The sequence below is a fragment of the Paenibacillus cisolokensis genome (assembly GCF_018403665.1).
In the GTDB taxonomy this organism is placed as follows: Bacteria; Bacillota; Bacilli; order Paenibacillales; family Paenibacillaceae; genus Paenibacillus_AH; species Paenibacillus_AH cisolokensis.
The window spans coordinates 1-17,816 of sequence record NZ_BOVJ01000085.1; the positions used below are offsets into that span (position 1 = coordinate 1).

Annotated in this window: 13 protein-coding genes and 2 pseudogenes; 2 read left to right on the top strand and 13 right to left on the bottom strand. The window is 59.4% G+C overall.

Going from position 1 to position 17,816, the window contains the following annotated elements:
* On the top strand, positions 1-201 hold a 201-nt coding region (locus PACILC2_RS12565; protein WP_213529036.1), incomplete at its 5' end, for a hypothetical protein.
* A gap of 213 nt (positions 202-414) precedes the next feature.
* Here PACILC2_RS12565 and PACILC2_RS12570 read toward each other — a convergent pair.
* From PACILC2_RS12570 to PACILC2_RS12605, 8 genes are all read right to left on the bottom strand, one after another.
* Complete coding sequence (locus PACILC2_RS12570; RefSeq protein WP_213529037.1) at positions 415-1,293, bottom strand: SMP-30/gluconolactonase/LRE family protein; 879 nt, start codon at positions 1,291-1,293, stop codon at positions 415-417.
* 19 nt (positions 1,294-1,312) lie between these two features.
* The gene (dgoD, locus tag PACILC2_RS12575; protein ID WP_213529038.1) at positions 1,313-2,461 is read right to left on the bottom strand and encodes a galactonate dehydratase; all 1,149 of its coding nucleotides are present in this window, start codon (positions 2,459-2,461) and stop codon (positions 1,313-1,315) included.
* Positions 2,462-2,682: 221 nt separating this feature from the next.
* Positions 2,683-3,186 carry a TolB family protein gene (locus PACILC2_RS12580; RefSeq protein ID WP_213529039.1) on the bottom strand — a complete coding sequence of 168 codons (504 nt, stop codon included), beginning with the start codon at positions 3,184-3,186 and terminating at the stop codon, positions 2,683-2,685.
* Positions 3,144-3,725: a TolB family protein gene (locus PACILC2_RS12585; protein ID WP_213529040.1), complete on the bottom strand. Its 582-nt coding sequence runs from the start codon at positions 3,723-3,725 to the stop codon at positions 3,144-3,146. The genes PACILC2_RS12580 and PACILC2_RS12585 overlap by 43 nt, the downstream gene beginning before the upstream one ends.
* A gap of 45 nt (positions 3,726-3,770) precedes the next feature.
* Complete coding sequence (locus PACILC2_RS12590; protein ID WP_244863473.1) at positions 3,771-5,201, bottom strand: sensor histidine kinase; 1,431 nt, start codon at positions 5,199-5,201, stop codon at positions 3,771-3,773.
* Complete coding sequence (locus PACILC2_RS12595) at positions 5,198-5,896, bottom strand: response regulator transcription factor (protein ID WP_213529041.1); 699 nt, start codon at positions 5,894-5,896, stop codon at positions 5,198-5,200. The genes PACILC2_RS12590 and PACILC2_RS12595 overlap by 4 nt, the downstream gene beginning before the upstream one ends.
* Positions 5,897-6,101: 205 nt before the next feature.
* Positions 6,102-6,956 (bottom strand): HNH endonuclease, encoded by an 855-nt coding sequence (locus tag PACILC2_RS26880; protein ID WP_244863474.1) that lies wholly within the window; start codon positions 6,954-6,956, stop codon positions 6,102-6,104.
* 380 nt (positions 6,957-7,336) lie between these two features.
* The gene (locus PACILC2_RS12605) at positions 7,337-8,620 is read right to left on the bottom strand and encodes a Gfo/Idh/MocA family oxidoreductase (protein WP_213529042.1); all 1,284 of its coding nucleotides are present in this window, start codon (positions 8,618-8,620) and stop codon (positions 7,337-7,339) included.
* Positions 8,621-8,835: 215 nt separating this feature from the next.
* Between PACILC2_RS12605 and PACILC2_RS12610 the strand changes: the two genes are divergently transcribed.
* Positions 8,836-9,933, top strand: a complete 1,098-nt coding sequence (locus PACILC2_RS12610) for an AraC family transcriptional regulator (RefSeq protein WP_213529043.1) — start codon at positions 8,836-8,838, stop codon at positions 9,931-9,933.
* A gap of 279 nt (positions 9,934-10,212) precedes the next feature.
* Here PACILC2_RS12610 and PACILC2_RS28690 read toward each other — a convergent pair.
* The 5 genes and pseudogenes from PACILC2_RS28690 to PACILC2_RS12635 all read right to left on the bottom strand — a co-directional run.
* Positions 10,213-11,436 (bottom strand): annotated as a pseudogene (locus PACILC2_RS28690) (PAS domain S-box protein); the annotation flags it as partial.
* A 353-nt stretch (positions 11,437-11,789) separates the two neighbouring features.
* Positions 11,790-14,112, bottom strand: a pseudogene (gene yicI, locus PACILC2_RS12620) (alpha-xylosidase).
* A 58-nt stretch (positions 14,113-14,170) separates the two neighbouring features.
* Positions 14,171-15,874 carry an ABC transporter substrate-binding protein gene (locus PACILC2_RS12625; RefSeq protein ID WP_213529044.1) on the bottom strand — a complete coding sequence of 568 codons (1,704 nt, stop codon included), beginning with the start codon at positions 15,872-15,874 and terminating at the stop codon, positions 14,171-14,173.
* Positions 15,875-15,977: 103 nt separating this feature from the next.
* Positions 15,978-16,883 carry a carbohydrate ABC transporter permease gene (locus PACILC2_RS12630; RefSeq protein ID WP_213529045.1) on the bottom strand — a complete coding sequence of 302 codons (906 nt, stop codon included), beginning with the start codon at positions 16,881-16,883 and terminating at the stop codon, positions 15,978-15,980.
* Between the two features lie 12 nt (positions 16,884-16,895).
* Positions 16,896-17,792 (bottom strand): ABC transporter permease, encoded by an 897-nt coding sequence (locus PACILC2_RS12635; RefSeq protein ID WP_213529048.1) that lies wholly within the window; start codon positions 17,790-17,792, stop codon positions 16,896-16,898.
* Between the last annotated feature and the right edge of the window lie 24 nt (positions 17,793-17,816).

Here is a 17,816-nt window from a genome sequence, read left to right on the forward strand (position 1 = left end):
TTTTGCATAATTTTACGCCATAGTCCTCTATTTGGGCCAAAATTCCTGTACTTTTGCAGAATTTTTGCCAAAGCCAATCTGCCGGATACGGGGGAAGTCGAGGCGCACCGACGGATGGGCGACGATTTGACGGAAGTCGAGGCGCACCGATGGACGGGCGACGATTTGACGGAAGTCGAGGTCGCACCGACGGGCGGGTGACGAATTGACGGAAGTCGAGGTCGCACCGACGGGCGGTCTTATTAAAAAAGCTCCGGCTTCGCCCTTTCGATCGCATATCCCATACCGACCGATCAAGCGAAACCGGAGCTTCTCCGGATTGCAACGTTTAACGTGACGCGAAGCAAGGAAACATGTGCGCCACACAAGCAGCTATCGAGTTTCACGGTTTAAAAAACACCGATCCGATTGCCGTTACAAATCCCGGCAGCGGAAAGGGGAGCGCCCCTTCACGCCCGGGCGGAACCGGAACAAGCCGCCGGACAGCGGATGCTGCTCCAGCGTCTCGGTCGAAAGGCCGACGCGCGCGCTCGTGACGTACAACTCGTCGTAGTGTTCGCCTCCGAAGGCGCAGGACGTCACCAGCGGCACCGGAAGCGCGAGCGCGTCCAGCTTCCGCCCGGTCTCCGGATCCCAGCGCGTCACCTGCGATCCGCCCCAATGGGCGATCCACAGCTTCCCTTCCGCATCAAGCGTCATCCCGTCCGGATAACCGTCCTCCTCCGGCACCCGAATCGCGGTCCGCCGGCGTTCGATTCGGCCGGTCTCCCGGTCGTAATCGAATGCCGCTACCTCGCGCGTCGGCGTATCGATGTAATAGAACGTCCGACCGTCCAGACTCCAATCCAGCCCGTTCGACGTGGAAACGCCTTCAACAAGCCGGCTGATCCGCCCTGCTTCCTCCAGCCGGTACAGCGCTCCTTGTCCTGGCTTGTCCCCCATCGACATCGTCCCCGCCCAAAACCGCCCGTCCGGGCCGCACTTGCCGTCATTGAACCGGTTGGCCGGCCGATCGGCTTCCGGATCGCCAAGCGCCCGCAGCTTTTCCGTATCCCGGTCCATCGCATAGAAGCCGTGACGCATCGCGAGCAGCAGACCGCCCGATTCGGTCAGCGCCGCCGCTCCGACGTATTGATCGAGCTGATACGAGGTCAAATCGGCATCGGCGGGGCGATATTCCCATATGCGCTTCTCCAAAATATCGACCCAAACGATGGCGCCGCGTTCCTCGTCCCATACCGGGCCTTCGCCCAGCGTCGCTCTTACGTCCGTCAACAGTTCCCATTTTTCCATGTCGACCGCTCCCTTCGGATTACCATTCCGCCACCGAACCGTCCGCATTTCGCCATACCGGATTGCGCCAGCGATGGCCGACAGCGGCCATCTCCCTTACTTTCGCCTCGTTGACATGGATCCCGAGCCCCGGCTGCGTCAGCCGTTCGACATACCCGTCCTTGTATTCGAACACGCCCGGATCGGCCAAATAATCGAGCAGGTCCGAGCCTTCGTTATAATGAATGCCCAGGCTTTGCTCCTGGATGAACGCATTCGGCGTGCAAAAATCGAGCTGCAGCGAAGCCGCCAGCGCGATCGGGCCGAGCGGACAATGGGGCGCAACCGCCACGTCGTACGCTTCCGCCATCGCGGCTATCTTCCGCACTTCCAGAATGCCGCCGGCATGGCTTAAGTCGGGCTGGATAATGTCGGCCCATCCTTCCTGCAGCAGCTGCTTGAAGCCCCAGCGCGTATACATCCGCTCGCCTGTGGCGATCGGAATCGCCGACATGCGGGCAAGCTCGCGCAGCGCTTCGTTGTTCTCCGGCAGCACCGGCTCTTCGACGAACATCGGCTTGAACGGCTCCAGCTCTTTCACCAGCGCCTTCGCCATTCCTTTATGTACCCGGCCGTGAAAATCGACGCCGATGCCGATGCCGTAGCCGACCGCTTCGCGAACCGCCGCGATATTTTGCACCGCCTGATCGATCTTCGTATTGGAATCGATCCATTCCATGTCGGCCGTTCCGTTCATTTTCAAAGCGGTGTAGCCCGCCGCCACCTGAGCCGCCGCCGCTCGCCCGACATCTTCCGGACGATCGCCGCCGATCCAGGCGTACACCCGCATCCGGTCGCGGACCGGACCTCCGAGCAGCTCATAAACCGGTACGCCGAGCGCTTTGCCCTTAATGTCCCACAGCGCCTGCTCGATGCCGGACATCGCGCTCGTCAGCACCGGCCCCCCGCGATAAAAGCCTCCACGGTACATCACTTGCCACAGATCCTCGATATGACCGGCATCCCGGCCGATCAAATAATCGCCAAGCTCCTCCACTGCGGCGGCCACCGTATCGGCCCGGCCTTCCACAATCGGCTCGCCCCAGCCTTCGATGCCGTCGTCCGTCGTTATTTTCAGAAACAACCAGCGGGGCGGCACTTTAAACCGTTCGATCGTCCGAATTTTCATCGATTCTGCTCCCTTCTCCGCACGGGTCGTCTATTTCTCGCTGTAAATGTATGCCTAAACAACTATTCGCCCGGAAACGCGAATTTCCTCTAATGGCAAATTAAAAACGTTCGAACCGCCTCACCGGCGGCCGAACGTTACGGTCGCGATCGTTCATTTGAAAGAAATAATATATGTCCTGAACGTATAGCCGTTCTCGCCGGGGACGAACGTCGAGGACATCAGCTTTTCCCGGAGGGACTCCAGCGCAGCTTGTCGGTCGCGTATTGCAAATCGACGGCGATCTGCGTCGTTTTGCCGGTCGTCATATCGGCGACGAACAGGCCTTTCAAGCCGCCTTCCCGCTCCGAGACCAGATTGTACGCCAGACTGTTGCCGTCCGGCGACCAGGCGGTGCCGTAAATTTCCGTGCCGGTCGCGACGACTTTCGTCGTATTGCCTTGAGGATCCGCCACGACCAGCGACTTCTCTGTATCCGACTGATCGGCCTTCAGCACGAGCGCAAGATGTTTGCCGTCCGGCGAAGGCTCGATTCTGAAGGCGCCGTTTACCAGCTTCTTCTCTTCCCGCGTCTCCACATCGTACGCGTAAAGGTCGGAATTGTCGCCCATGATGTAATAGACGACACTTCCCTGCTTGACCACATGGCTCAAAACGTACGTTTCGGCCTTGAACAATCTCGTCAGCTTGCCGTCAGGATCGGCCAGATAGATCGTTCCCCGCATATCGGGAAAATAAGCCGGCCTTCCGGCGTCCAGCGTCCCTCGCTTATCGGTATGATATCGTCCCCGAGCTTCGCCGCTTCCTTCGTCTCCAGGTTCATAATGACGCCGGTCGACGTCGCTTCCACGTACCGCTTGAAGAACAAATATTTGCCGTCCGGCGACACTTCCGCAAAGCCCTGGTTGCGCTTCTCTTCGAGAATCGGCGTCTCGCCCGACATATTTTTGATATACAGATTGCGGACGTAGCGAAGCTCCCCTTCGACCGACTGCGGCTCGAAATTGCGGTTCTCCCTGTCGATAATGAGCCGGTCTTCGCCAAGCCAGTCCATGCCCCGCGCGCCTTCCAGCGTTTCGATATGGCTCACTTCGATTTCGCCGGTTTGCAGCTCTTCGCCGGTTTTTTCGCGCTTGTCAATGACCGTTATCGTCTTGTCCGGCTTCTCGATCACGGACTTCGACGCATTGCAACCGGACAATACGGAAGCGGCCAGCATTGCGGTACAAACCGCGACCGCCGCCTTTCGCCAAGCCCCTTTCATGATGACCCCTCCTTCGTTGTTCAGATGCCGTTCCCGGCATATCTCTCAGGTTGACGTTCCCTTTCTGTCCGCTTCCTGCCGGCCGCCGCGATAGGACGGAAACGTCAGCACAAATTCGCTTCCTTCCGGCCCCGTAGCCGCAAGCTTGACCGATCCTCCTTGAATTTCGGCCATCTGCTTGGCGACCGACAACCCGAGTCCGGTCCCTCCGGACAGACGGGAACGGCTTTTGCTCACCGTATAGAACGGCTCGAACAGACGGTCCTTCGCTTCTTCCGGAATGCCGATGCCCGTGTCGCGAACCGAAATATTTACCTGCCCGTCCTTTTCCCGGCAGCGGACATATACATGTCCGCCCTCGGTATTGTACTTGACGGCGTTGTTGAGCAAATTCATGAAGATATGCTCGAAGAGCTCGCTGTCCGCCCAAATGACGACCGGCTCGAGATCGGTATGGATCGCGATGCCGGAACGCGCGGCAAGTCCTTGCATGCGGGCGCACATGTCCGCCAGCGCTTCCTGGACCTCAAGCGGTTTCGCATTGGAATCGAACTCGTAATGCTCGAGCGCCGACATCCGCAGCACTTTCTCCACCATATCGTGCAGCCGGTCGGTTTCCTTGGCGATATTGCCGGCGGCTTCCCGCAGCAGGGCGGGATCGTCGCCGTACATTTCGAGCAGATCGGCATAGGCCCGGATCGACGTGAGCGGCGTCTTGAATTCATGGCTGACGCTGCCGATAAACCGTTTCTGGCGGCCGAAGTTCCTTTCAATCTCGCGGCTCATGTACAGGACGCTCTCGCCGAGATCGCCGAGCTCGTCCCGGCTCTTCACCGGCTGCTCGTCGAGATATTGGCCGACCCGAATCTGGTCCGCCGCCTTGCGCAGCCGGTGAAGCGCGGCGGCGAACCGGCTGAAGTACAGGAAGCCGATCAGCGCGCTTGCGGCGACGACGACGACGCCGATCCGGAGGAACAGGCTTTGCATCGACGCCAGAAACTCGCGATCCTTGTCGAGCGAATAGGAGAGCCCGATCATGCCGATCTGTTTGCCAGAAATCCGCAGCGGCGCAAAATAAAGCACCAGATTGCCGGTCGTCTGATAGGCGTCGTAGCCTTGACGCACATAATCCAGCGTGTCCCGGACGTCCCGGCTCCCGGAAGCCAGCGTGCTTCCGATCTCGTTGCCCCCCATGTCATAGAGCGCCACGCCCGTCGCCACAAGCGGGGTCAGCTCGGCGGCGAGACTCGGACCGCGGCCTTTCAGGAACGAATCCGGGGAAGCGAGCGGCTCGGACAGATAGGACTGGCGGATGTACAGATTGGCGATCTCGCTTTTCTGGCCAAGGCTCGCCTCCATTCGGGCCCGCTGATTGCGCTCGATTCCGTTCAGCACGAGCCAGCTGAGCAGCACGACCGTGGCGGCCAGCAAGCCGGCCATGAAGGTGCTGAATTTCCAGCGGATGCCGAGTCTCACGGCAGCTCTCCGAGCCCCTTGTAGCCGATGCCGTATACGGTTTGCAGCAGCGCCTGATAGGGCTCCCCAAGTTTTTTGCGCAGCCGCTGAATATGAATGTCGACCGTGCGGGCGCCGCCGACATATTCCATCCCCCACACCAGATCCAGCAGGTCTTCCCGGGTATACACCCTGTTCGGGCGCGTAAGCAGCAGCGCGAGCAGATCGAATTCTTTGGGCGTCAGCTCCAGCGATTTGCCGTTCAGCTTGACGGTGCGGTTATCCGCGCTGAGCGACAGCTCGCCGATCTCCACCGCCTTCGTCTCCTTCTCCCTGCCCTGGCTTTCCAGCCGCCGCAGCAGCGCCTTGGCGCGGGCGATCAGCTCGCGGATATCGAACGGCTTGGTCATGTAGTCGTCCGCTCCCAGCTCCAGGCCGAGCACCTTGTCGACAATATCGTTTTTCACCGTCAAAAAAATGATGCCGGTCTCTTCCCTATTTTCCAGCCTGCGGCACACGTCGAACCCGTTCAGCTTCGGCATCATGACATCGAGCACGAGGAGATGCGGCCGGAACGACGCCGCCTTGGCCAGCGCTTCCTCTCCGTCAAAGGCGGTATCTACCCGGTACCCTTCCCGGCGGAAGCCGTAGGAAATCGCCCCGGCGATGCTCGCCTCGTCGTCGACGACGAGTATCCTTTTATCTTCGTTCGCCATGTTCTTCCCCTTCCAGACTAAAAGGCCGAATTGTTTCTAGTATTGGCTCGATTCCGCGTTTGACTATCATCGTAAAGAAAAGTTGTTTCGAACTGATAAACGGAACGAAAAATATGCGTACGCCGGCGGGAGACGCCTCTAAATGCACAAAATCAGCATCCGTTCGGTCAGATGCTGATTGTCGCCGTCCGGCGCGGACCGGCCGTCACTCCTCGTCGTCGTATGCGAAGTCGAGGTGGTCCGCCTTCTTCAGATTGCAAGCCGAGCAGGCGCAGACGCAGTTCTGCGGCGTCGACAGCCCGCCCTTCGACTTGGGCAGCACATGATCGATCGTATCGCCGTAGCGTCCGCAATACCGGCAAGTATAGCCGTCCCGCTGCAAAATAAGCAGCCGGAAATCGCTTTTCGTGTACAGCTTATGAATAAGTCGCGGATGGACAATGCCGGCCGCTCCTTCGCGCACCATGCGGATCGCGACTTCCGTCTCGATTTCGGTCTGCCAGCGTTTTCCCGTTTCGCGCCGGCCGCGCAGGCGGATCATGCCCGTTCCTTTGTCGTTCAGCAGCCCCACGTCGAAAGAGAATGGGCCGCGAAACGGCACGATCCGCTTGAACGGAGGCCGCCCGGTATGGATGGCCGAACGATCGTCACCACCGCTTCCCGCCGCCGTCATCCCGTCGGCCGCTCTTCCTTTGCGCCCTCTCCGCCGCCGTTTCCGCTTGCGCTTCGCCGGTCCGGCGGAATCCGCTTCCCCGTCCTGCGGCGGGAGTAGCTGTCCGGAAGCCGGCGTCTCCGGACTTCCTTCAGTTTCCGTCTTCGCTAGCGTCGCCGGCGCTTCCGTGCCGATGCCGGACAGCGCATCCTGCGTTCCGGCGCTGCCGCGGCGTCGCCGGCGCTTCCGCTTGCGCTTCGCCGGCCCGGCGGGAAGCGGGACGGTCTCCCCTTTCAACCCGGCACCCGTCCCCGCGCCGTCGCCGGGCGGAAGGACGGGAACCGCTCCGGCGCCCGGCGACGCGGGTTCGACTTCCGGACCGGGCTCATAAGGCGCAAGCGGGCCCACCGGGCCGCTCGCCCCCTTCTTCCTGCGCCGGCGCTGACAGGCCCGGCAAGTGCCTCGGCGCGCCGCCTTGCCCGCGCGCTTCGGAAAAGCTCCAATCGGCTTGGCGCTTCCGCAGACAGCGCATGTTTTGGTCTCCATGTTACATATACGCTCCGTTCGTGTACCGCAGCTTTCATCAAAATGAAACAGCCGGTTTCTTTTTTCTTTAACGATAAACAAAAATCCCTTGCATCGCAAGGGATTGCCACCTTATTCTTTCATCCGGTCCTCGCCCGGAGTGCCCCGCGGCGAATGACGGACGGCGGCGTACAGCGCGATTCGGCCTCTTCGATCGGGTCTCTGCAATTCGGTTTTACGATTCGCCCTCTACGATCGGGCCGCTACCGAAGCAGGCTGTCCACCTTTACCGGCTGCCCCGTGCGGATCGAATGATTCGCCGCAATGCCGGTCAGGATCGACATCGCTCCGTCCCGGTGCGTGGCGGCCCGTCGCAGCGGATCGTCCTCCGGCACGCCGAACAGATCGTTCAGCAGGATCGGATCGCCGCCTCCGTGTCCTCCTTGTTTTCTTTCGATCTCCACCCGGTACGGTTCGCCGAACATCGGAAAGACGAGAATATGCTCGCCGACGACGGCCCCTTCCAGCGCCTTGTCCCCTCCGCCGTTGACATACGACTGCTCGACTACCTTCATTTCGATCCGTCCCTTGCTGCCGTTGAACGCGACATTAAATCCTTCCCACGGCATGTAGGCGTTGAGCGAATACGTCAAGATCGCCTTGTTCCGGTAGCGGACGGTGACCCCCATCGTATCCTCGATGCTGATGCCGTCGCCGAACACGCTCTGATCGCGATGGTAGCCGTCCTCATGCTCCGCGTCAAGATACATCGCCTTCAGCTGCTCGTTGTCTTCCAGATGCAGGGCGAACGGATCGTTCCTCGCCGCCTCGCTGCCGTACGCCCGTTGATAAAACATCGTCACGCCACGCCGTTCCGCATTTTCGCGCCCGTAAAAACGCAAATCTCCGAACGCGAAGACCGTCTCCGGCTCCGATTCCAGCCAGAAATTGACCAGGTCGAAATGATGCGTCGATTTGTGCACGAGCAGTCCTCCGCTGTTCCGCTTGTCGCGATGCCAGCGGCGGAAATAGTCGGCGCCGTGGCGCGTATTGAGCAGCCATTCAAAATGGATCGAGTACACCTCGCCGATCGTGCCCTTCATCAGCAGTTCCTTCACTTTGGAATGATGCGCCGCGTAACGGTAGTTGAACGTCACCCGCAGCTTGCGTCCGGTGCGCTCGACCGCTTCCATAATGGCGCGGCACTTCTCGTCGTCCACGGTCATCGGCTTCTCCGTAATGACGTCGCAGCCAAGCTCCATCGCCCGGATAATGTAATGATGATGGAGACGGTCGATCGTCGTGACGATAACCGTATCGGGACGCTCCTGGCGAATCATCTCGTCAAATTGTTCGGCGCCGTAAACCGGCACTTCCGGATGATCGTATTTTTCCCGCAAATAACGGTTGGCCAGCGCCATTCGCGTCCGGTTGATGTCGCAGAACGCCTTGAGCTCGCTTGTCTCGCGAAAATCCCGGGCCAACGCCCCGTAGAACATTTCGGCGCGGCTGCCGCATCCGACCAGCGCATACGTATGTTTCTTCATTCCGCTTGCTCCCTCCCCGTCAACTGCAAGCTCGCGCGCTGTCCGCGTAAGCGCTTGCTTCTGTTACAAGGATATAGGAAAATGATTTCAATTTCTAACCGTATTCATGCTCTTTTCGCTCAAAAAATGTGTTATTATGCCTGTATCGGACCATATGCCGGACAACGCGAGGACAGGTGAAAACAAGGTCGCGCCGGTTTTCAGGAGGGGTGCACATGTCCCGTAAGACGCTGTTCGTCGAACGACGCGAACGCATTTTTCCGTACGAAATGCCGAACGAGCTTCACGATCCGTATGAAATCTATTATCTGGTGGACGGCGAAAGACGTTATTTCATCGGGGACAAAACGTATACCGTGGAGCCGGGCACGCTCGTGTTCGTGCCGCCGAACGTCATCCACCGCACGCTGGACAGCCGCCAGCCCCGCCACGACCGGATTCTGATCCAGTTCCCCGGTTCGTATCTGTACGTGCCGTTCGATTCGCTGCCGCTCTACCTGGAGCCGTTCCGCATGCCGTATCCGCTGCTTCGTCTCGGCAACGACCGGGCGTCGCTCGAACCGCTATTGCTGCGCATGGTCGACGAATACAACGGCTCCGGGCCGGACAGGGACGCCATGCTGCATGCGATGCTGTGCCGGCTGCTGCTTGCGGCCGGCCGGATGATGAGAGACGGCGCCGGGAACGCCGAAAGCGGCGAAGAGCCGAACGGAAGGCTGCAGCCGATCGTCGACCATATTCTCCGGCATTATTCGGAGCCGCTTCAACTCGGCGCGCTGGCCGCCGCCTACTATTTCAGCCCGTCCCACCTGAGCCGTCTCTTCAAGCGGACGACGGGCTTCCAGTTTTCCGAATTCGTTCAGCTTGTCCGCATCCAACGCGCGCAGGAGCTGCTTCGCACGACCGACCGCAAAGTGTCGGAAATCGCGGAGGCGGCAGGCTTCGGGAATTTGTCCCATTTTCAACACGTATTCAAAAATCGTTCACTGCACGCCGCTCCAATACCGGAAAGCATGGAGGCAGCGCAACCGCTCCCGCTGATCCGCGCCCGCGCCGACCGCTTATTCGCCGGAACGGGCGGCGGCAACAAGGGCCTCCACATCCGTCTCCGCCGGTTCTCTCTCCGTCCACCAGGCGGGCAGCAGCATGCGGAGAATCGTCCTGCCGTCCGCGCTCAGCGCTTCCAGCTCGCCTCCGTGCTCGAAAATGACGGGATAGGCGATCATGAGCGGATAACCGGTTCCTTTTGCCTTCGTATTGTAATACATCTCTCCCATTTGACGGAACCGCTCCTCCGCGTCCGCCTCGCCTGAAAACGAAATGGCCAGCTCGACCGTCTGGTCGTCGATCCGGATCAGCCTCGCGGCAATCGGCTCCTCGGCTTCCTGATGCTCATGCGCTTCCTGCAGAAGATGGCGGATCACCCGCAGCATGCGGGTCTTATCGGCCTCGATCCATACCTGTTCCTCGACTGTCTTCGTCACGACGGGAACATATCCCGGTTTGACCTCGTCGGTCCAGTTCTCCACCGCTTCTCTGACGAGCCGTTCGAAATCCAGCTTTCTCTTGTCAGCGGACGATTGGGAGGCCAGCATCAGAAAGTCGGTCACGATGCCTTCGATCTGGCGAATTTCCGACAGCATCGTCGTATAAAGATACGGCTTGGACGGACCGTTGAGCATATATTGCACGATCCCTTTGACCGTCGTCAGCGGGTTGCGGATTTCATGCGCGATCCCTGCCGCCAGATTGGCGATCACCGCAAGCTTTTCCGCCTTGCGGCGCTGCTCCTCCTTCTGCCTGTCCGGACCGGTGTCTTTCGCGATCATGTAGCAGCCGAACCGGCGGTTTCCGGCCTGGACGGGAATGGCGGTCAGGTTGAAATGACCTTTGCGCCCGTCCTTGCCGACCAGTGGCATATCGAAGTTGACCTTCAAACCGAGCAGCATCCGTTTTTCGTACCACTCGTAAAGCGGCCATTCTTCCGGCGGCAGCAGATGGCGGAAATCACGGCCGGCCAGCTCGCTTTTGCCGTAACCGGTCATGCGCTCGCCGGCGATATTGATATCGACCAGTTTTCCTTGCCCGTCCAGCGAAAATAAAATATCCGGCAGATGCATGAACAGACTTTCCCGCTCCATCGCCGATTGTTCCGTCCGCAACCGGTCGGATCTGCGGCCGAGCAGCGTTCCGGCTAGCAGCAGCCCAAGCATGAGGAACAGCAGCGCGCCGGTCCGGGCAAGCAGCCGCACACCGGCTTCGTCTTCGGATATTGGCGGAAACGCTCCGGTTGCCGCCTGACCGGACGCCAGCCTGGCCGCCAATTCCGCGGCGTAATGCATGGCGGACAAAGCCGCGCCGAGCCAGGCGGCCGAATGCCATAACCGGAAGCCGCCGGCATGGCCGGCGCTTCGGTCTGCCCATACGCCAAGCAGTCCCGCGCAAGCAAGCAAAATCGCTGCGGCCCCCGACGACGCAACCGTCCAGGGATGATAGGCCGCAGCCGCCGCATGCGGCGATACGGCGCTGTCCAGCGCATGCATAAACGCGCAGCCGCAGCCGAGCGCCAGTCCGGCCAGCGCGGCATGACCCGCGCCGCCGCCCTGCAGCAGCGCAAAGGAAACGGCTGATGCCGCGATGGCCACGAGCAGGAGGGCGATGGCCGCATCCCATCGGAACGCCGTCTGCTCGTTCGAACCGCTTGCCATTTCCAGAACGTGGATTACCCATAATCCGAAGCCCATGGACAGGGCGCAAATCGACAGTCGTATCTTCGGACGGAATATCGGGCCGGTACCGCAAGAACGCCGCAACATGCCGAGAGAGACGTAAGAAGCGGCGACAGCCGTCGCGAAGGACAGCAGCACATGGATCACGTCATCCAAACCGTCCCGAAAAACCTGGCGGGCAATCGCCCGCGTTCTCCTCCTGACTGATATGCAGCCAATGAACCGAAACCGAGTAACATTCCACTATCGTCTCCTCCATCTTGAATCCGACCCATTCCCGATTATATAACTCTACTAAATTTTGAACAAATACGTAACAGTTTCCATCCTGCGATTTTACTATTTTCATATAAAAAAGGTTGTCCCGGCAGCAGATTGATCTGCTCCGGGACAACCTTGACAACCCCATGACCCAAATCGGTTCTATTCGTGCGGATGAGCTACAGCCCGATCTCCAATACGGCGGCGCCGGCATCCGGTGTAAGCCGCACGCCCAGCGGCGTTGCCGCCGCGGTGCCGCCGCGCACGGCAGCGACGTCCTTCACGCCGCGCAGCAGCACGCTCCACCGCTTGCCGGCCGGGCCTTCGACGCTTACCGTCACGGCGCGGCCGCTGCGTGATGCGCTTGCGCGCAGCGACACAGCGCCGTGAAGATCGCGCACGATCGCGCGCGCGGTTCCGCCGTCGGCCAGCTCGAAAATATGCAGCTCGACGCCGTCGGCAAAATCGTAATCGGGACGGTCGCGGCCTGGCCCGACCGCGATGATCGAATTTTCCCGCACATACAGCGGGAGGCTGAAGTAGTCATGCTTCTCCTTGCGCCACGTCCCGCCGCGAACCGTCTCGCCGCTCAGGAAGTGCGTCCAGCGGCCTTGCGGCAAATAGAAGGACACATCCCCCGTTTCGCTGAAGACCGGCGCGACGAGCAGTGAAGATCCGAGCATATATTGCCGGTCGAGATAATCGGCCGCGGGATCTTCGGGGAATTCGAGCATCATCGCCCGCATCACCGGAATGCCGCGTTCCGCCGCTTCGGCGGCGGCATCGAACAGATACGGCATCAGCGAGCATTTGAGCCGCGTGAAATGCGACATCACATCGACCGCCTCCTGGTCGTAAAGCCACGGCACCCGGTACGATTGGTTGCCGTGCAGCCGGCTGTGCGTCGACAGCAGGCCGAATGCCGCCCACCGCTTGTACAGGTCGGCCGGGGCCGTGCTTTCGAAGCCGCCGATATCGTGGCTCCAGAAGCCGAAACCGGACAAGCCGAGCGACAGCCCGCCGCGCAAGCTTTCCGCCATCGATTCGTAATCGGCCGAGCAGTCTCCGCCCCAGTGGACGGGAAACCGCTGCCCGCCGGCCGTCGCCGACCGCGCGAACAGCGTCGCCTCCCCTTTGCCGAGCTTCTGTTCCAGCGTCTCGAATACGCATTTGTTGTACAAAAACGTGTAGTAGTTGTGCATCTTCTCCGGATCGGAGCCGTCGTCATATACGACATCGGTCGGGATACGCTCGCCGAAATCGGTCTTGAAGCTGTCCACGCCCATGTCGACGAGACGGCGCAGATGCGAGGCGAACCATTCCCATGCCTCGGGATTCGTAAAGTCGACCAGCGCCATGCCGGGCTGCCAGCGGTCCCACTGCCAGACATCTCCGTTCGGGCGGCGCACAAAGTACCCTTTGGCCATCCCTTCGTCGAACAGGCAAGATTGCTGGGCGATGTACGGATTAATCCAGACGCATATTTTCAGCCCTTTATCCTTGAGGCGGCGGAGCATCCCTTCCGGATCCGGGAATACCGACCTGTCCCATTGAAAATCGGTCCAATGCAGCGACTCCATCCAGAAGCAATCGAAATGGAACACATGCAGCGGCACGTCGCGCTCCCGCATCCCGTCGACGAACGAATTGACCGTCGCCTCGTCGTAATCCGTCGTAAACGACGTCGTCAGCCACAGGCCGAACGACCAGGCCGGCGGCAGCGCCGGCTTGCCCGTAAGCGCCGTGTACGTTTCCACCACCGCTTTCGGCGACCCGCCGCCGATTATAAAATAGTCAAGCCGTTCGCCCGCGACGCTGAATTGCACCTTGGACACCTTTTCCGAGCCGACCTCGAACGACACAAGCTCCGGATGGTTGACGAAAACCCCGTAGCCGCGGTTCGTCAAGTAGAACGGGACGTTTTGTACGCCTGCTCCGTGCTTGTGCCGCCGTCCCGGTTCCATATATCGACCGTTTGGCCGTTTTCACGAACGGCGTGAACCGTTCGCCCAGCCCGTATACGCATTCCCCGACGCCCAGATCGAGCTCTTCGCGGACATATGTCGTGCCGTCGGCTCCGGTGATATGGGCGAGCGAACGCGTCCGGCTGCCGGTCAGCCGCCTGTTTCCGTCATAGAAATCGACAGCCCAGGAACCCCTTCTGCGCACCCGCACGCTCAACTCGCCGCTGATAAGCCATGCTTCATCTTCATTCGCGCCGGTCTCGACCGGCGGCTCCCCGTTCGCAAACAGCTCGAAGGAAGGCGTTCTTTCCCGCACCCCCTTATGCCGGAACGCCTGCACCCGAATGACGTTTTTCATCGGCGAGGAGAAACGAACCGTCAACAGCGGCAGGTCCAGCCGCGCGCCGCGATGCGTCAAATCGCGCGGAGAAGCGTACGCGTCCAGCGCCGCCTCTCCCGCTCTCACGTCGTGCGGATGCATCGCCTGTACCAGCTCGAATCCCGGCCGGGTCATCCATTGGCCGTCGGTAAACTTCATGTCAGCTTCACCCCGTCAGTCGATTGTTCATTGGCTCCGTTGCTTCCGTTCGCCGATGTCATTCGCTCCACAGCTCGACCGTGTCCTTCACCAGTTGCGTCATAATTTCTTCCGCCTTGCTGCTGTTCACCTTCTCCAGCTCCGCCAGCATCGTGTCGTAGATCTGGTCGAATTGGTCCGGTTTCGCCAATATCGCTTCCGGAATCCTCTTGCGCACAATATCCTGCACCTGCTGCTCGATGATCGGCAGCTCGGAGTTCTGCGGCTTCGAAATATTCCATGCCGCGCCCCACGGCTTGACCGGGAATTCGTCCTCTTTCGGATACAGATCCTTCCATGTCTTGGCGTTGTATCGGGCCAACGTTTCCTTCTCGACGTCCGAATAACCGGCGATCACCTGCTCCGGGAATGACGTCGTATAATAGTTGCCCGTCGAATCTTTTACGCCGTCGCCGTATCGGACGGTATAGTTGGAATAGAGACCGATGCCGCTTTCCTTCGTAAAGGCGGCGTTGTCGTTGTTTTTGCGTTCCTGGATTTCCGGCGGAATGACGCGCTTGCCGTTCTCCATTTTGTAATGCTCGTTTTCAATTCCCCAGTTGATCAGCACCTGCCCCTCGTCGGAAGCGAGGAAATCGAGAAACTTGATCGCGCGGACCGGGTCCGGATTGCTGGTCGTGATTCCGATTCCCCAGCCGGCCATGAAGCCGGTCTGCTGGAACGAACGATCTTTCGTTTCCGTAGTCAGCTGCACCGGATAGTGGCCGTATGTCTGATCGAATCTTCCGGCTGCCTTCAGGGCGTTCTCGCCGTCCGCGAAGCCCCACTGCTGGTCGATAAGTCCAAGAACGCGGCCGGTCGCGACTTTGGCCTTGTACTGGTCGTCCTTCTGTACGAAGCTTTCGGGATCGAGTATGCCTTCGGCGTTCATCCGGTTCAGCCAGCGGAAATATTCGCGTTCTTCCGGGCGCTTGTAATGGAACGTCGCCTCGTACGTTTCGGGGTCGATGTAATATTCGCCGTCATCGGGCGCGCCCGTCGCCTGAAACGCCGGGTTGGTAACCGAGATCATAATCCGCCAATCGTCGGCAGTCAGCGACAGGCCGATGTTCGGGTTTCCGTTTTCGTCGGTCGGATGCTTCTTCAAGTAATTTTTGATGGCGTTCTCGAAATCTTCGACCGTCTTGATTTCGGGGTAGCCCGCTTCCTTGACGACGCGATGCTGGAGCGCAAACGGCCCGCCCGCGTCGAAGGCCTGATGGTTGACCGCATTATAGGTCGGAATGAAATAGATCGAGTCGTCATCCTTGCTCCACTGCAGACGCGGCATATATTCGCCGATTACTTTCTTGATATTCGGCGCATGCACCTCGATCAGCGGACGAAGATCGATCAGCGCGCCGGCTTCCACCAGCAAACCGCCGTCACCCTTCGGCGAGATCAGATCGGGATACTGTCCGCTCGACGCGATCAGCGCGATCTTCTGCTTCGGATCGCCGACCGCGAACTCGGCGTCGAGCGTCACGCCCGTTTTGGCCGTTATCGCCTTGCCGACCGCATCCTGCATATGGTTCCAGTTCGGACTCGAATCCGCGCTGAACAGGGTGAAGGTGATCGGCTCGGTCGATGCTTCGCCCGGATTGCCGGCCGCGCCGCCCGTTTCGCCGTCCGCTTCGTCCTTCGTCCCGCAAGCCGCGAGCAGCGAACCGAACAGCGCCAGCAATACCAACAGCGATGTGATCGTTTTCATTTTCTTTCGCATGAAGAATACCCCTCCTGTTGACAAAAGATCGTAATGCGGCCGCCGCAGCGGCCCGGATATCGTATAACAGGCAAGCCTGTTTATACCGCAGATTACGCGGAGATTACGCCTTGACGGCCCCAAGCGTCATCCCTTTGACGAAATAACGCTGCAGAAACGGATACACGACCAGAATCGGCAACGTCACGACGATCGTAATCGCCATCTTGACCGACTCGGGCGACACGTTGCGCAGCCGCTCGGTCACATTGAACTGTCCCCGCATGTCGTTGCCCGTCGTCGTGCTTTGCAGCACCTTCATCAGTTCAAATTGGAGCGTTGTCAAATGCTCGGCCGACCCGTTGTACAAATACGTATCGAACCAGGAGTTCCATTGGCCGACGGCCAGAAACAGCGCAATCGTCGCCAGAACCGGCTTGCACAGCGGCAGAATGACGCGCCAGTAGATCGTAAAATCGTTCGCGCCGTCCAGCTTTGCCGATTCCTGCAGGGCATAAGGAAGCCCGTCGATGAACGAGCGGATGACGAATACGTTGAAGGCGCTGACAAGTCCCGGAAAAATATAGACCCAGAACGAATTCATCAAGCCGAGATCGCGGATCAGAATATATACCGGAATCAATCCTCCCGACACGTACATCGTCAGCGCCAGGAAGACCGATACGAACCGGCGTCCCTGAAAATCGGGACGGGCAAGCGTGAACGCCAGCATGGAAGCGCTGAGCAGACCGAGCAGCGTGCCGACGACCGTGCGCAGCACCGAAATGTTCAATCCGGTCAGCAATCCGGAATAGCCGAAGATCGTTTCGTAGTTGGCCCAGGTAAATGCCCTCGGCCAAATATGGATGCCGCCCCGCACGGTATCGGTCGAATCGTTCAGCGAAATGGCCAGCACGTTCAGAAACGGATACAGCGTCACCGCCGTAATGATCAGCATCAGGGCGAAGTTCAGCGTGTCGAAGATGCGGTCCGACACCGTAGCGTTAAAGTAGCTTCCTTTCCGTCTCATGCCGGAGCCTCCTTACATGATGCTTTCCTTCGTCAGACGTTTGAACAGTCCGTTGGCCGCGAACAGCAATATGACGCTGACGACGGAATTGAACATGCCGATCGCCGTGCCGAATGAATACCGCCCCATGCCGAGACCGTAATTTAGCGCGTACAGATCGAGCACCATCGCGTAATCCTGCACGAGCGGGTTGCCGAGCAGAAACTGTTTTTCAAAGCCGATGCTGATCAGATGGCCGATCGACATAATGAGCAGCACCGTAACCGTCGTCCGGATGCCGGGAAGCGTTATATGCCATATTTGCCGTATGCGTCCGGCCCCGTCTACCCGCGCCGCCTCGTAAAGCTCCGGATCGATGCCCGAGATGGCGGCCAAATAAATAATCGAGTTCCAGCCGAGCTCCTTCCATAAATCCGATGCGGTCACGATGCCCCAGAAATATTCGCCTTTGGCCATCCATTGCACCGGCTGTTCGATCAGTCCGACCGACAGCAGCAATTGGTTGAACGTTCCGTCCACGGCCAGCATCTTCGTCACGATGCCCGCCACGACGACCCAGGATACGAAGTGAGGCAAGTACGACACCGTTTGGGCAAACCGTTTGAACAGACCGTTCTTGAGCTCGTTGAGCAGGACGGCGAACAGGATCGGGAACGTAAACCCGACGACCAGCCCCATAAAGCTCATCGCAAGCGTGTTGCGGAGCACGAGATAAAACCGCTCGTCGCCGAAGAGCGTTGCAAAATGGTCGAAGCCGACCCATTGCTGTTCGAAAAACGACCTTCCCGGCTTGAAATTTTGGAAAGCCATCGTCCATCCCCAGATCGGAATGTACTGAAAGACAAATACCCAGACGACGAACGGCAAAGACATCATGTACAAATATTTGTTTTTAAAAACGTTTTCCAAATTTCGATTGCGCGCCTTGTGCGG

Excerpts from the sequence above, each read along its gene's own strand:
- PACILC2_RS12570 (WP_213529037.1), bottom strand. The coding sequence starts at position 1,293 with ATGGAAAAATGGGAACTGTTGACGGACGTAAGAGCGACGCTGGGCGAA.
- dgoD (WP_213529038.1), bottom strand. The coding sequence starts at position 2,461 with ATGAAAATTCGGACGATCGAACGGTTTAAAGTGCCGCCCCGCTGGTTG.
- PACILC2_RS12580 (WP_213529039.1), bottom strand. The coding sequence starts at position 3,186 with ATGCGGGGAACGATCTATCTGGCCGATCCTGACGGCAAGCTGACGAGA.
- PACILC2_RS12585 (WP_213529040.1), bottom strand. The coding sequence starts at position 3,725 with ATGAAAGGGGCTTGGCGAAAGGCGGCGGTCGCGGTTTGTACCGCAATG.
- PACILC2_RS12595 (WP_213529041.1), bottom strand. The coding sequence starts at position 5,896 with ATGGCGAACGAAGATAAAAGGATACTCGTCGTCGACGACGAGGCGAGC.
- PACILC2_RS12605 (WP_213529042.1), bottom strand. The coding sequence starts at position 8,620 with ATGAAGAAACATACGTATGCGCTGGTCGGATGCGGCAGCCGCGCCGAA.
- PACILC2_RS12610 (WP_213529043.1), top strand. The coding sequence starts at position 8,836 with ATGTCCCGTAAGACGCTGTTCGTCGAACGACGCGAACGCATTTTTCCG.
- PACILC2_RS12625 (WP_213529044.1), bottom strand. The coding sequence starts at position 15,874 with ATGCGAAAGAAAATGAAAACGATCACATCGCTGTTGGTATTGCTGGCG.
- PACILC2_RS12630 (WP_213529045.1), bottom strand. The coding sequence starts at position 16,883 with ATGAGACGGAAAGGAAGCTACTTTAACGCTACGGTGTCGGACCGCATC.